Genomic DNA, 14,569 nt, shown 5'->3' on the forward strand with positions numbered 1-14,569 from the left:
TGGGGTCAGACGATGCCTTGACCGCGAACTTTCTTGGATAGAATGTTGACGCTGAAGAGCAGCAGAACACTGATTACGGTTTTGAAAATGCCCACAGCCGTCGAGTACGAGTAGTCGCCCGTCACAAGTCCAAGCCGGTATACGTAGAGGTCAAGCACTTCGATCCGGTCTGCAATCATGACGTTGCTGAACACGAGATATTGCTCAAACCCTGCGGACAGCAGGTTGCTGACGGAGAGCAGCAGAAGCACAATGAAGGTCGGCATGATGCTTGGCAGCGTAATGTGCCAGATCGTACGCATGCGCCCGGCGCCATCCACCTTGGCTGCATCGTACTGTTCGCTGTCTATGCCAACGATGGCAGCCAGATAGATGATGGCGCTCCATCCTGCGGACTTCCACAGCAGCAGCAACGTTTGCACCGTCCATACCCGGTCATAGTTACCGAGGATATCCACGGGTGGACTGCCGATCCCCGTTTTCATCATGATGGAATTGACGGCTCCCTCCGTACTGAACATGCTGAATGCGAGGGAAAATACGATGATCCAGCTGATATAATTCGGCAGTGTAGAGACGGTCTGCACCAGCCGTTTGAACCAGCCGGAGCGAACTTCCGAGATCAGTATGGCAAGCAGCATCGGTACCGGGGCGGTGGCAATGGACAACAAGCTCAGTGCCAGCGTGTTCGCCAGCACGGGTCCCATCCGTGGATCATCGAACATGTTGCGGAAATTTTCCAGCCCCAGAAAAGGGGTTTGTTGAAGCGGTATGCCTGGTTTGTAATCAAAGAATGCGTAGATCCATCCGAATAAAGGGACATAGCTGAAGGCCAGCGTAAACAGTATGAATGGCGTGGCCAGAAGCAGGAGCTGCATGCCATCCTTGCGATTCAGCTTGCCGGTCCTTTGGGTTGCGGCGCCGTTCAGGGTCTTGGTACGTTGCATATGAATTTCTCCTTTGTGCGTGTGCTTTCGTTTTGGCTTATTCATATGATAACGCTTTCTTTATTACCCTTGAATGAAAGATCCCCTGATCTGCTTGAAAAAAACAAAGCTGCCCTGCGAGCCGACTTGAACAATTTTGAGGCTCCGCTTGAACGAATAAACAGGGCTCCAATATGAAAAAAACGCCCTCATGTGCTGCCTTCCGGCGAAGCTCACGAGAGCATGGATCATTCGAAGCCGCAGCTCCTCTTCTATAATCGATGTACAGGCAAGGTAACGATGGCCTCAGCACCCTGATCGGCCGGAACGAAGTGAATGCCGAAGTCCGGTCCATAATACAAACGAATCCGTTTATTGACGTTATTCAGTCCGATTCCGCTCCCGCCAACGGTGGATTTGGGCGATTCCCCCTTGGCCAGCTTTTCGTTTAACATGAAGAGGCTCTCTGCATCCATTCCGACGCCGGAATCGGTGACGCTCAGCATCAGACGGTCATGGTCGCCCGAGGCAGTAATTCCGATCTGGATGGCAAAATCTTCGCTCTGTCTGCCGGAAGCAATGGAATTTTCCAGCAGCGGCTGCAGAATAAAACGCGGCACCTGACAATCCATCCACTCTTCATCCACGTCCATCGTAAACGTAATATTATTGTTGAATCGCATGTTAATGATCTTCAGATAATTGTCCAGATACGACAGTTCGTCCCGCAGGGAACACATCGAGTCTTTGCTGGAGAATACGGGGCGCAAAATATTGCCCAGTGCTACAATCGTATTTACGATGTTGTCCGCCTTCACAATGACAGCCATCCAGCGGATCATGTTCAGGGTGTTGTACAGGAAATGCGGATTAATCTGATACTGTAGTGCCTCCAGTTCCAGCTCCCTCTTTTTCTCCTGAATCTCATTGTTTTTGTTCACCAGTTCTACCATGCTGAGCGACATCTCATTAAAGCGGCGGATGACCGTGCCCAGCTCATTATTCGGAACATGATCGACGGTAACCCCGAGTTCACCGCGGCTCATGTCTTTCATTTTGCCGGACAATTGGTTGAGCGGTTTGATGATTTTGCGAAGCCAGAAGTAGGAGGCTATGAATATCGCGAGCACACTGATCGTGAACACCAGTACAAGCATTCGTTGAACGCCTAGAATCTGGTCTGCGTACTGGCTGAGCGGAATTTCTTTCAGCAGGTACCAACCGCCATCATGGAGTTTGTAATATACAACCTGCATGCTGCGTCCGGCCTTTTCGTCATCCAGGCTTCCGTAAGCTCCGTCCGTCAGTTCCGCACCCGGTTTGAAGTGGCTCTGCGTACCTACCCGATCCGCCTCACTGGCCGAAATGATTGTTCCGTCAGCGCTGGCGATATACATATCGCCTTCTTCACTGTTCAGCGCCGTCGCATAGATGGATGACAGATACCGTTCATCGATATTAAAAATCAGCGTGGCGCTTGTTGTTGGATCATAGATGGCACGCGTGCCCCGCATCAGGCTGATCAGGTAACCATCGTTTTCTCCGGTCAGATACGGATTGTAGAACGATTTCTTGATCCCGGAATGGATAACCAGATGAGGATACTGTTCAAGCGTTTGACGGAAGGGCTCAGAAGTAAAAAAGCTCTCCTGCCATGCTTCCCGATCGTAAACGAGCGTCCGCTTCTGACTTGCTCCTACTGCCCCGAGATTGTTCGCCGTAATATAAATCGAGTCAATATAGTTGTAGTTGTCGATGAAATCGGCGATCACCCGCTGCACGTCGTTTTTCGATTCGAGAAATTCCTCTTCCGTTTTCTCCGAAATTTTGTACAAAAACTGCTGAATGTGATCATCCCGCAGAAAAAGCATGGATAAGCGATCGATCTCTTTCACCAGGCCGCCTATGTTATGGTCAAGCTGTTGGAATTGCTGGTAGAGCAACCGTTCGTTCTGGATTTTGATCATGTTCTGCATAAAGGAATAAATAAAATAAGAAGCCCCCGCCAGTACGGCGAGGCTGATGACCATAATATACAGAATAAGCTGTGTTCGGAGCTGTCTGGAGACAAACAGGGATTTGACGGATGTCCTCATTCATGGCACCCTCTGTCTTTGAGCGTCGTTTGGCGGCGGTATTCGTTCGGATTAAGACCTGTGATCTTTTTGAATACCTTGCTAAAATACGTATATTCGGGCGAAAAGCCGACCAGAGCCGGCACATCGGAAGAGCGCAGTTGGTTTTGGGCAAGCAGGTCCTTGGCACGTTCAATCCGATAACGGTTCACATAATCAATATAAGTGATCTGCAGCTCTCTCCGGAACAGGTTGCTGAGATACCCCATGCTTAGACCTACATGATCTGCAACCATCTGGAGACTGATGTTTTCGGTATAATGACGCTTGATGTACTCAATGGCGCGGGTAATCTCATCACTCATTTGTAAGCGTTTGCGAATCAATTCAACCAAGGTGTCAATATAGATAAGGACCTGGTCAAGCATATCCGGCATCGTGTCACAGGTTTCCAACTTTTCGTTCATGCTGAGCAGCAGCGTTTTCTCATTGTTATGATCGTATACATTCGTATTAATCCATTGCACAAGCTGGTAAATGGTGATCTCCATTGATTTTCGCTCTTCGTTCATGCCGCGTTCAATCTCATCCAGGAATTCGTCGTATTCTTTCTGTTTAAGCGACGGAAGCAATTCCCGAATAGGTGTGTGGCCTCGAAGCCGTTCAAGTCGCCCAAGCACGCCCGAATGGTCCGCACGCCCTATTCCTTGATGATGTTGTCCCGGGCCGGTGATGAATTTACGCTGCAATGCGCGCTGTGCTTCGGCATATTGTCTCGGCAGCGAATCATAACCTCCGTTGATGCTGCTGATCCCGAACGAAACGGTACTGTTGAAATAATGACGAATCGTATCCTGAACATGTTCGAGCAACTGACGAAGCTCCTGCACGATGGCTTGTTCGGACAACATATCGGCAAAATGCAATACAAGCGCGTAATGCCGGTCGTTGATCTGAACCGCCTCTCCCCGTTTATAACCGGACATGATCTCGCTTAAAATGTTTAACAGCGACATCTTGACCAAATGGCCGTGTTCATCCCGAAAACGTTCCTTGAGCGAGGCATAACGGTCCACTTCCATTACGCACACGACAAGACGAACGGGCGAAAGGCGCAGACCGCTCTCCGAGACGAACCTGGCGAATTCCTCCGTTGAGAAAATGCGATAGAACATAAAATCTTTAAACATCTTTTCCTTCACAAGCTCCATATCCGGAGACGCCGTCCCTGTCCTGCCTTGCGGTTGAGGCGGGGTATGCTGCTGATCCAGCTCTTCCCTGACTCCTGTCAGCACCTGCTCAATCTCTTCTTCGGTCATGGTCAGCTTCAGAATATAGCTGGACACGTCCAGCGTCAGTGCTTTGCGGGCCAGCTCAAACTCTTCGAGACATGACAGCACAACGACGCGTGTATGTTTGTCTTGCTTGCGGATGTTGGAGATCAGTTCCATGCCATCCATTCTTGGCATACTGATATCGGTAATGACCACGTCGGGTTTCTCGCGTTCATAATAATCCCATGCGGCCAGGCCATCCGGGAAATCGGCAGTGACCTCCAACCCGAATTTGCTCCATTCGACGGAATTTTTCAGTCCGATGCGAACGAGCATTTCATCCTCGACGATCATCACCTTATACATGCATTAGACCCCCTTCAAAATCAAAATCCAGTCATTCCCTCTTCCGCTGGTTGGGGCTGCAAAACGTTGAATGCCTTGATTCGGTATTGTAGAATCTGAATCTGAATCTGAAGAAACCTTGGTCGTATCTCCTGTTCTGGGGCAAAACCACATGGCATTCGCTTGCTTGCCCTCAATATACCCCATGACGACGTCAACGTACAAGCCATTGGGCAGATAAATGTAAGCGTTATATTTATTCTGCGCAGCAACGGCTTGATTCGCGCCTGCACGGTTCTGATGAATCAGATTCGAATTGGGTCTCCAATCCGGGCCCAGCTCCCCTTCGAGCAATGCACGCGCATGGCTCATCTGCTTTGCTCCCGGACGATGCAGTGCTTCAAGCCATGGCATAATGAAATAATCGCCTTCGCTGTTCGATTCAATGAGATCATGCGGACCTTGGTACATTGACCATATCGAATGGTGTCCATACGTATGACCCAGCGCGCCGGCAAATAAAGCGTAATACGCAGCTTTCCTCACATCCGCCGCATCGAAATAGCCCTGTTCACCCCGGAACCCGACAGGAATATCCTCGTAACATGGCTCGGCATCAAGCGTGGGTTTCACCGGCTTGCGCTCATAATCTTGCTGCACACGTCTATCATTGGTAATCTCCCGCTCTCCGTGTCCGGATTGAATCATGTTGAAATCAAGCCATGACTCATCATGAAGTTGGCGGGAAGATGAATCGCATCCCGGTGGATGGAAAGCCATAAGCTGCCGGGCACCACCTTGTTTCAGCCCCTGTGCCATGGACGTGACGATGTCGAAATGGCGCTTCGTCTCCAGTGGACGGTCTCCCCCCAGTACCCAGATAATCTGAGGATATTCAGCGTATCGCTCACCCAGCCATTTTCCGTAATCAAAGGCCGTTTCCGGTGTAAATATTTCCGGCCCTTTCCCCCACTTCTTGTTGAACTTGTCACCCCAAGTCGGGAGCAGTGCAACATACAGCCCAAGGCTGCCTGCAAGTTTCAGCATGGCGTCCACATGATCCCAATAGGAGTAAGGTCCATCGGTATCCGGATGGGCTGGATCAGGTTGACCATTCTCGTCCATATGAAAAGGCAGTCTGCCTTGAGCATTGCCCGTTGTGGTACCGCTGAACTCGGCCAGCAGCACCGTTTGAATGACTGTGAAACGCTGTTCGGCCCTTGTACGGAGGTACAGTTCGCTCTCTTTCCGGTTCAAACGGTGCAGAAGTTCCCAAGCCGTGTCGCCGAGCCAAAAAAAAGGGACTCCTTCCGACGTTTCCAGATAGCGACCGTTGTCGGAAACCCGAAGCGCAGTGATGGCAGATTGTGGATTGGTGGACATGTTATTGGACCCTCCCTGTTTTACAGTTCCATGGGCGTTGCTATGGCGATCATTCATGTTTCTGACGAATCACTCTCTAATGAAAAGCATAAAATGCACATTTGTTTTCGTAAAGGGCCTTTACCGAGCAGAATCGTTCAACCCGGCTTCGTTTTGTTCAACCACAGCCGCTATTTTTTCAACCGTTTCAATGGATAATTCAAATCTGACTTTTATTGTAAACGCTATCATTTTAAGTGCCGCAAGTCGACTGACATGAAACCACCTCATGGATTGACCTTTGCGGTAAACCATGAAAAAGGAGAGCTGAGATGAAAAGTAGATCCGGTCGTTTAGCTTCACGCTGGGGAATTCCGCTCCTTATATCCACCATGCTCGCTTCGTTTGCTCCCGCTCCTTCCGTAATTTACGCCAATCAGAATCAGAGCCAGAACCAGAACCTTAACAGTACCAGCCACACGATTACGATTGATACGAATGATGTGATTCAGGATGATTTTCTCGGCGTTGGCGTCAACACCATTCCCACGGCCCTGATGCCCGGGCAAACGCAATACGGGTATACGGAAGCCCACTGGGAGGTAGACAACAAGCGAATTCAGACCATTCAGCCCAAGGTGGCCAGAGTGTGGTTTCAGATCGACTGGATGGAGCCTGTGAAAGGAAACTATACGTGGGACAGCGCCAAAATGAAAGCTTTCTACAAATACCTGGACGCCTTCAAGGCTGCCGGAACCGAAATCGAGCTGAACTTTGGCTGGAAAGTGGGATCAACGGTGCATGACTGGTTTACCATTCCGGGGATAGATCCATGGACAAGTGCGCCTGCTGACCTGGATGCTTATGCGGCTTCCGCCTCTGCCCTGCTGGAGGAGTTGATACTGAACCGCGGTTACGACAACGTGAAATATTTGACGTTTTATAACGAACCGAACGGCAGTTGGGACTTTGAGGCTCCCGGTGACCAGAAAGCCTATTATGCCGAAATGGTTAATAAAACGAGTGCCAGGCTGACTGCGGACGGTCTACGCGATCTGATCGAAATCTGGGGTCCCGAAGAAACGGGCGCTCCGGCCTGGATTGAGTACATGAAACAACATGCGGATGATGCCATCGACGGATACAGCTTCCATGTATATGGGGAATCATATGAAGGACTCGGGAATGCCTTTGCGTTGCGGAAACAGTATGTCGGCGACAAGCCGCTTCATCTGACCGAATTCGGCTGGGCAGATGATCAGGCGAGCAATTGGGATGCGGGTTATGCAAACTCGGTCATTCAAACCGCCAATATGGGCGTGAAATCAGCTCTCATGTGGCAGTTAAACGGGGTTTGGACCAATGATCCTACCGGCGGAACGAACGGAACATATACGATGTGGGATGCGCTGGTACTGGGGCTGACTCCTCGCAAAACATTTTATATCGCAGGCATGCTGAATCGTTATATTCCTGAGCACAGCGAGGTTCTGGCTGTGGATACGGGCGGTTCGACCGACGTACGCGCTGCGGCGTTCAGAGGCGACGACGGCAATTATACCGTGCTCGTAGAGGCCAAAGCCGGCACGGAAAAAGAGATCACGCTCGATTTTGGCAGTACTGCGGTCAACCAGACGTTCCGTAAATTTGAATACAACAACGATATTGTTCAAGAAGCCAATGCGGTTCTTCCTCCGGTTGCAGCAACCTTTCCAGGAGGAACTTCGCTGACAGACCGCGACGTGGATGGAGATTACAATGTGATCATCTACACGACCCGGCCTGCCGAGACCCAAGTCAAGCTGGATGAAGTAAATCCTACTGTCCGCTCAGGTGATTCCATCACGCTTGGGGCAGAAGTAATCGATAATACCGGAAGTGTGACTTGGAGCGTCGTTGGACAAAACAACGGCACCATTAACCGTAGCAGCGGCGTATATCAGGCACCACAGGTGACGGATGAAACGATGATTGCGGTTCGCGCGACCAGCACGGCCGATCCATCGGCGTATGGCGTCGCCCTCGTACGCGTCCTTCCTGCGTCACAGGCGGATAAAGTCGAAGTTCCAACATTCAGCCTGGATCGGCACATATTCCCTAGCTCCGAAGTGCTCTATCTGGAGACGGCGACGAGCGGAGCGCAAATTCGGTATACGACAGACGGCAGCGAACCTACGGCCCAGTCCTCCCTGTATGTCAGACCGATTGTGCTGAACGAAGGTTCACTTGCACTCTATAAAGCCAAAGCGTTCAAAGATGGTATGCAACCCTCAGGCACGGTATCCTCCCTGTATCAGATCGGACAGATCAGCAGCGCACCGGACGGGTATAAGCTGTGCATGGTCGAAAACGGTGGAGAGTGTTATTTTCAGGGTAAAGCGGTTGTCGCTTACGGTGCAGACGGATTATTTAATTATTCCATTCAGGAAAACGGCGTTGCTTGTACAAGCGCCATTCTCGGCGATCCGATTCCGGGCGTAGACAAGCGATGCTTTGTTAACCCCGAAATTCCGGATGAGCTTCCGGTAGTCACGCTCTTCAACGCCGGTTTTGAAAAACCGGCTACCACTTCGGCCAGACCGGGACCTATGACCAACGGATGGGTGTTCGACAGCCGCTCCGGCGTGCAGCATAACAACGGTGCATTCCAGGCCACTGCCGCGCCCCAAGGTGTGCAGACAGGTTATCTGAAAACGGATGGCGGCGTCTCCGGCACGATAAGCCAGTCGATCCATTTCAAGCCGGGAACGTACCAAATGTCGTTCAAGGCGGCCAAACGCACCAGCTTTGGCGGCACCCAGTCCTTTGACATCTATTTCGATGATCAAATCATCGGTTCGTATCAGCCTGAATCCGGCAACTTCCAGACCTTCCGCACAGAGCCCTTCGAGACGGCTGGCGGAAAACATACGATCAAGTTCGTAGCCACAACGACTCAAGGTGACAATACGGCTTTTATTGACGATGTACGAATTGCGTTTCCACAGACCCCCTAAGACCCCATATATCGCCAATTCGAGCTTTGAGTCCCCTGTGGTTAACCGATCCGTCAGGCACGTTGAGCGGGGTAGTTGCTGGATGGAGCTTTTATTGATTAGGCAAGGATGTTGCGCGGTGGCAGCAGCGTAACTTCTACTCCAGTACCCGCCGGGGTTCAGGCTGCATTTGTTAGAAGTCAACATGGCGTTCAAGGTTCATTTCATCAGTCGCTGACGTTTCCTGCGAGCAGCTACGCCATTAACTTGAAAGCTGCCGCTCAGAATGCAAATGTGCCAACACATATCTCAAAGTGAAGTCATTGCCTCAAGTTGAAGAAACTAGTTTAGACTGATTCCATATAATAAGCAACGGCCAGTTTAAGATCTTAAAGTCTTAGACTGGCCCTTCGATGGAAAAGAGCCACATTCCCGGGAACCACGGCGCGATGAGTTCAAATATCTCCTTCGAGAACAACCATACTGTCCAATGAGGTTCAGCGTAGAGGAGATGGCGATGTTCCAGAACGGTTTCAACGTCAAATGATTCCAAAGCGCGTTATACATCACGCCGAACACTACCGCAGCAATACCGGCTATGCCGGCCGCATTCCATAACAACGACACACGGACCGTATCTCCTTGATAAAACAGAGTCAATAACAGCGCCACCCACAACAAGCTCAACGTAAAAATTGACCCCATTTTTTGCTTATTCTTTTAATGTGATGTAATCCATACTCTAAAATAGAAATTGTACATCGTATCCTCCCATTATTCAATTTAATAAACCTTCACAATTCCAGAAAAGCGCCCATTTAGGCTTAAGGCTTTGAGCGAGATTTCGGTACCCGACAGCCCTCCATCATGACAATCTCCTGATATTTTGACAACCGCAACGCCCCCCAAAAAACGAAACCTTCCATTCCTTCATTTGCTCTTCTATATATGTATGGATGACCTATAATGATTCCACTATCATTAATACCTCTCTCATATAGTCCTCTTTCCTTAATCTCACTATAATCTGATCGGACGCTTAAGGATTTGCTCGGTTTGCCTATATCGCGCAGTTATCTGGTGCCGATCGGCTTTGCTTTTACAACTTTGATGAAAATACTTCTGAATAGAAATACATTTGGAAGGAGATGATGCACGCTCAATGTGCCTTCTATCTCTTTGAAAACGTATACGGCTAGACTCTAACTTTAAGTTTTCACTTTTTCAGCTTAAAGGAATAACTAACGACCATCCTTGTCATGTTTAAAGTATATTTTCGTTAAAATGTTGTTATTCTATCTCTAACTTGGTAGTAAACATAAGCATCCGATCAATGTTAAGAGATTGTTATGCCTGCCATTCAGTAATAACCGTTTTTGCGTATCCTATGTAAACGATGTGAATGTCATTAACCTCCACCCATTTGCATTATTAAATAAAATCTTCAGTGTGTTTAGCTCATAGAAGAACATATCCACTATGATAAAGAGCCGCTAAATATAGCGACTCCAATAGAAATATAATCTTGCCCTTCCCCCTTATGGTATACATAGCTCATTTTTCTCCTTATTAGTTCAAATTAATTTTAAGAAGAATTATACATTATTTAATATTTTCCATAAAAATCAGTTAGAAACAGCTGAAATTCGCGCGCAGCTTGGGACAGGTAACGCGCATCATTCCATGCAACGGAAAACGCCCGCCTACTTTCCACGCCTTCAATCCGGAGTAAAGGGTAGGACGGAGGTTCATCGCTTTTACAGCCGGGAATTAACGCTACGCCCAGACCGGCTTGGACAAGATGGCCTAGAGCGGCGGGCTCCTCCACCTCGCATACGATGTTCCGCTGTATGCCTGCCCGTTCTATAATTCCGTCGTTGACTTCGCGGAACGGATGGCCGTTTTTGTATTCGATAAACGGTTCGTCTGCCACCTCTTTCAAAGAAATGCTGTCCCTGTACGCAAAGCGGTGTCCGCGCGGGACAGCCAGAAATACCTCCGTCCACAGCACGGGCAGGTTAGAGATGCCTGGCTGCGGCGATGGCAGGGACCCGAATGCGAGGTCCACGCTGCCCTCCTCTAGCAGCTCTTTGATACTGTACGTTGCTGCGGGCGCAATTTGATTAATGCGGAAGTTGACCTCCGGATACTGGCTGCGAAAAGCAGCCAGCGCAGGCGAAAGGCGATTCAGCGTATTGGTTGCAATTACGATCGTTCCCCGTTCCAGCCCTGCCATATCCGTGATTTCCTTCCGTCCTTCCTCCAGCAAGCTCAATGCTGCCTCGGCTTTTGCAAGAAATGCTTTGCCAAAGTCGTTAAGCCGAATTTGACGGTTGCTCCGGTCGAACAATGGCACGCCCAAATCCTCTTCCAGCCTGGATATTGTCTTACTGAGAGCGGGCTGCGCGATATGCAGCTGCTCTGCCGCTTTGGTCATGTGCCCCAATCTGGCTGTTATGCGGAAATAGTGAAGCTGCAGCAGTTCCAAGTTTTCACCTTCTTTTCATACACTAAAAGTTATGGATAGTGGACTAAATATATATTTTTCATTATTTATTTAACAGTATAAAATACGGAGTGACTAAAAGAAAGGGTGATTTCCATGAACGTAAAAAAACTATTGTATATCCTCGCCTTCACGTTGATTCTGTCCTCCATGAGCGCAACCATGTTTAATATTGTGCTACCCAAAATGGGAGAGGAATTCGGCTTGTCCTATTCGCAGGTGAGCTGGGTATCCGCCATTTACCTTTTGGTCTATGCTATTGCCTCTGTAGTCTATGGCAAGTTGGCCGATCTGATCAAGCTGAAAAACCTAATGACCTTTGGCCTTGTGCTTTTCGCCATCGGTTCGTTGATCGGGCTAATCTCCCAGGACTATTGGATGGTGATCATAGCCCGGGTCCTGCAAGCTTCTGGAGCTGCGGTCATCCCTGCCTCGGCGATGATCGTTCCGGCAAGATACATTCCGGCAGAACGACGTGGCTGGGCGCTGGGAATAACGTCGAGCGGTTTGGCCATCGGGAATGCACTTGGGCCGATCGTATCCGCCCTGCTCGTCAGCTTTGCCCATTGGCGCTGGTTGTTCTTCCTGCCGCTGCTTCTTGTTTTTACATTGCCTTTGTATCGCAAATATCTCGGAGATGAACAAGGGGACGGTGGTAAGCTGGACTGGATCGGGGGAGGTTTGCTGGCGGGAACTGTAGCATCTCTTATGTTGGCGATTACGTTCTCGGATTGGAGAGCGGCTGTTCTTGCCGCAGTATTCTTGCTGTTGTTCCTTTTCCGCATTTCCAAGGCGGATACACCGTTCGTCAATCCTGCCTTGTTCCGAAACAGCCGCTTTTCGTTGAGCTTGACCATTGCATTTGTGGTGATGGCTATAAGCTACTCACTACCTTTTCTTACTCCGCAGCTGCTGGCGGATGTCCACCGGCTTTCGCCGAATTTGATCGGGTTTGCCATGGTGCCTGGAGCTGCGGTTGCGGCCATTTTGGGGCGAAAAGCGGGTAGACTGGCAGATTCCAGAGGAAACAATGCGTTATTTTCATTAGCCGGCGGGCTGCTCGTGACATATTTTTTACTGCTGTCTTTTTTTGCTGGTTTGCCGCCCGTGCTTGTTGCTTTATTTCTTGTTTTCGGGAACGTTGGGCAAATATTCATGCAAATTGCAGTATCCAATACGATAGCAGGTACACTGCCCAAGGAACAGATGGGAATCGGAATGGGACTGTTCTCGATGGTAAATTTCATATCCGGCGCCGTGGCAACGGGGGTTTACGGAAAAGCCATCGACCAAGGCGCGACCTTTCGCCTCAATCCGTTTTATGATTACGCGGATTCATATGTGTATAGCAACTTGTATACATTATTAGCGTTCGTCGTCTTGGGGGTGTGGACCATCTATTGGATCTGTTTTCGTAGCGGGGCGCCTATAAGTCCAAGCGCAAAGAACGTTAAGAAACAGGCAGCGAGCTAATGAAATGATTGCAGAAAAAGACACCTCCAGCACCATGAGTAGTAAGCTCACGTCTCTTATACCAATGACGTGGGCTTTTTGGAATTTATACTCCGTCCCCGACCCTCAATCTCCAGTCATTACATCGTATGGTAGTACCAACAGGGTATTCAAAATCACATTCACCAATAAGGGAGAAGCCGAGCTTGCGACAAATGGCATTAGAAGCAGGATTGCTGATTTTAGGAAAAGCATGAATGAATTCATGTTTCTTTTCAGAATGGATCGAAGCTATGGCTTTTGCTGTTGCTTCTGTGGCGATCCCTCTGCCTTGGAATACTGGTAAAACACTCCATCCCACCTCATAAATCGATTCTCCTTGCCAAGACTGATCCCAATAGCCCACACTGCCAACAACCTCAAGACTCGGAAATAGGAGAATCTTAAACATTCGTCCTGTGCCTCTTTCAGCGATTTCACGATAGCGCCTATGACGAGTCACGAGTTTTTCCTCAGTTTCTGGACCTCCAAGGTGCGCTGTCATCTTTGGCGAATTTAATTGGCGAAGTAAACCTAGATCCCCTTCATTCCAAAGTTCAATGATTACTTTTCGCATATTACTTTGTTCCGTAATGTTACTCACCTCACTGTTTTTTTCGATCGAAACAAAACTATAAAACATCTGCTGTTTTCATTTTAATCATACCGGAACATACATTCTTAATCCATCTAAATTCACCTCAATAATTTACAGGTAAAATAACGATTAGAGATACGCCTAATTGCAATAGGAACATGTTCCTGTCCAACACGGTAATCGGGTACATGGTCTTGTACCGAAAAAAAAGCCGCTAATATAGCGACTTCAATGGGAGTATGTGCTTGTCCCTCGAGATTAAATTCGGTCTACCTCCTCTTGTAAGCAGCCTTATGAAAAGCATTGATATAACCAAACAGTGCTTCGCCATCATCAGGCACATCCGTATTTCCATCCAGTGGCAGCATCATTGCTTGATAAGGCTCTGGCACCATTCTATATTGATGAACATAGGAAGTTAGGACGAACCCGTTGCGTTGCCAAAACTGAATGCGTTCCTGATGAGCCTCCGTTGTGCCGGATTCCGCCTCGATAATCATACCTTTGATCCCGTGTTCCTTTAACCCCCAGGCTCTGAGCTGCTCCAGCATCCAAGTCCCGATGCCCGATCCGCGAAGCTTCTGTTTAACCGCGAGGTAATCGATGATCAGGATGCGGTTCGCTGCCTTCCCCGCCAGTCCAGTAACAGCCATCGCAACCACTTCTCCATGATGCACGCCCGTGTGTAAGTAACCAATCCCCCGGTCTAGCATACTGCGCAGAATGGCTTTTGTCTTGGCGCCGGTTGGAAAAGCCTCATGATAGATCCGCTCCATCCGCGCCCACAATGCTTCATCCCACGCCTCTATAGTAGTAAACTCTAATTCCAGCATCTCATTCGCCTCCAGATTTTTATCATAACAAATTCCGCCTCTGCTAACACTGTTAATGCTGCTGCTGTTTTTATTTATTCCGTGTAATCGGTTGATTACAATTTTTTTGAGATTATCCATTAAACAATTTACTTCTCTGGTTGGGAGGAAATAATGCCCTACTTCAACAGGATATGTTCGTCGT

General features: G+C 49.0%; 9 protein-coding genes. 2 read left to right on the plus strand and 7 right to left on the minus strand.

What is annotated here, in order from left to right:
* Positions 1-5 precede the first annotated feature (5 nt).
* The 4 genes from MKY59_RS16065 to MKY59_RS16080 form a co-directional block, all read right to left on the minus strand.
* Entirely contained in the window at positions 6-947 is a 942-nt protein-coding gene (locus MKY59_RS16065) for an ABC transporter permease subunit (protein WP_339272294.1), read from the minus strand.
* 251 nt (positions 948-1,198) lie between these two features.
* The gene (locus MKY59_RS16070) at positions 1,199-3,022 is read right to left on the minus strand and encodes a sensor histidine kinase (protein ID WP_339272296.1); all 1,824 of its coding nucleotides are present in this window, start codon (positions 3,020-3,022) and stop codon (positions 1,199-1,201) included.
* Positions 3,019-4,641 carry a response regulator gene (locus MKY59_RS16075; protein ID WP_236412759.1) on the minus strand — a complete coding sequence of 541 codons (1,623 nt, stop codon included), beginning with the start codon at positions 4,639-4,641 and terminating at the stop codon, positions 3,019-3,021. The genes MKY59_RS16070 and MKY59_RS16075 overlap by 4 nt, the downstream gene beginning before the upstream one ends.
* Positions 4,642-4,644: 3 nt before the next feature.
* Positions 4,645-6,003: a glycoside hydrolase family 140 protein gene (locus tag MKY59_RS16080; RefSeq protein ID WP_339272299.1), complete on the minus strand. Its 1,359-nt coding sequence runs from the start codon at positions 6,001-6,003 to the stop codon at positions 4,645-4,647.
* 311 nt (positions 6,004-6,314) lie between these two features.
* On the opposite strand from MKY59_RS16080, the gene MKY59_RS16085 reads away from it, so the two are divergent.
* Complete coding sequence (locus MKY59_RS16085; protein WP_339272301.1) at positions 6,315-8,978, plus strand: chitobiase/beta-hexosaminidase C-terminal domain-containing protein; 2,664 nt, start codon at positions 6,315-6,317, stop codon at positions 8,976-8,978.
* Between the two features lie 1,585 nt (positions 8,979-10,563).
* Here the strand turns inward: MKY59_RS16085 and MKY59_RS16090 are convergent.
* On the minus strand, positions 10,564-11,445 hold the full coding sequence (locus MKY59_RS16090) for a LysR family transcriptional regulator (protein ID WP_339272303.1): 882 nt from the start codon (positions 11,443-11,445) through the stop codon (positions 10,564-10,566).
* 114 nt (positions 11,446-11,559) lie between these two features.
* Here MKY59_RS16090 and MKY59_RS16095 point away from each other — a divergent pair, with 114 nt between their 5' ends.
* Complete coding sequence (locus MKY59_RS16095; protein ID WP_339272305.1) at positions 11,560-12,936, plus strand: MFS transporter; 1,377 nt, start codon at positions 11,560-11,562, stop codon at positions 12,934-12,936.
* A gap of 85 nt (positions 12,937-13,021) precedes the next feature.
* On the opposite strand, the gene MKY59_RS16100 is transcribed toward MKY59_RS16095, so the two are convergent.
* Positions 13,022-13,549, minus strand: coding sequence for a GNAT family N-acetyltransferase (locus tag MKY59_RS16100; protein ID WP_339278409.1), 528 nt, complete (start codon positions 13,547-13,549; stop codon positions 13,022-13,024).
* A 272-nt stretch (positions 13,550-13,821) separates the two neighbouring features.
* On the minus strand, positions 13,822-14,505 hold the full coding sequence (locus tag MKY59_RS16105) for a GNAT family N-acetyltransferase (RefSeq protein ID WP_339272307.1): 684 nt from the start codon (positions 14,503-14,505) through the stop codon (positions 13,822-13,824).
* Between the last annotated feature and the right edge of the window lie 64 nt (positions 14,506-14,569).

Source organism: Paenibacillus sp. FSL W8-0426, from assembly GCF_037969725.1.
In the GTDB taxonomy this organism is placed as follows: Bacteria; Bacillota; Bacilli; order Paenibacillales; family Paenibacillaceae; genus Paenibacillus; species Paenibacillus hubeiensis.

Coding starts and splice junctions, on each gene's coding strand:
- MKY59_RS16065 (WP_339272294.1), bottom strand. CDS start 947: ATGCAACGTACCAAGACCCTGAACGGCGCCGCAACCCAAAGGACCGGC.
- MKY59_RS16070 (WP_339272296.1), bottom strand. CDS start 3,022: ATGAGGACATCCGTCAAATCCCTGTTTGTCTCCAGACAGCTCCGAACA.
- MKY59_RS16075 (WP_236412759.1), bottom strand. CDS start 4,641: ATGTATAAGGTGATGATCGTCGAGGATGAAATGCTCGTTCGCATCGGA.
- MKY59_RS16080 (WP_339272299.1), bottom strand. CDS start 6,003: ATGTCCACCAATCCACAATCTGCCATCACTGCGCTTCGGGTTTCCGAC.
- MKY59_RS16085 (WP_339272301.1), top strand. CDS start 6,315: ATGAAAAGTAGATCCGGTCGTTTAGCTTCACGCTGGGGAATTCCGCTC.
- MKY59_RS16095 (WP_339272305.1), top strand. CDS start 11,560: ATGAACGTAAAAAAACTATTGTATATCCTCGCCTTCACGTTGATTCTG.
- MKY59_RS16105 (WP_339272307.1), bottom strand. CDS start 14,505: ATGGATAATCTCAAAAAAATTGTAATCAACCGATTACACGGAATAAAT.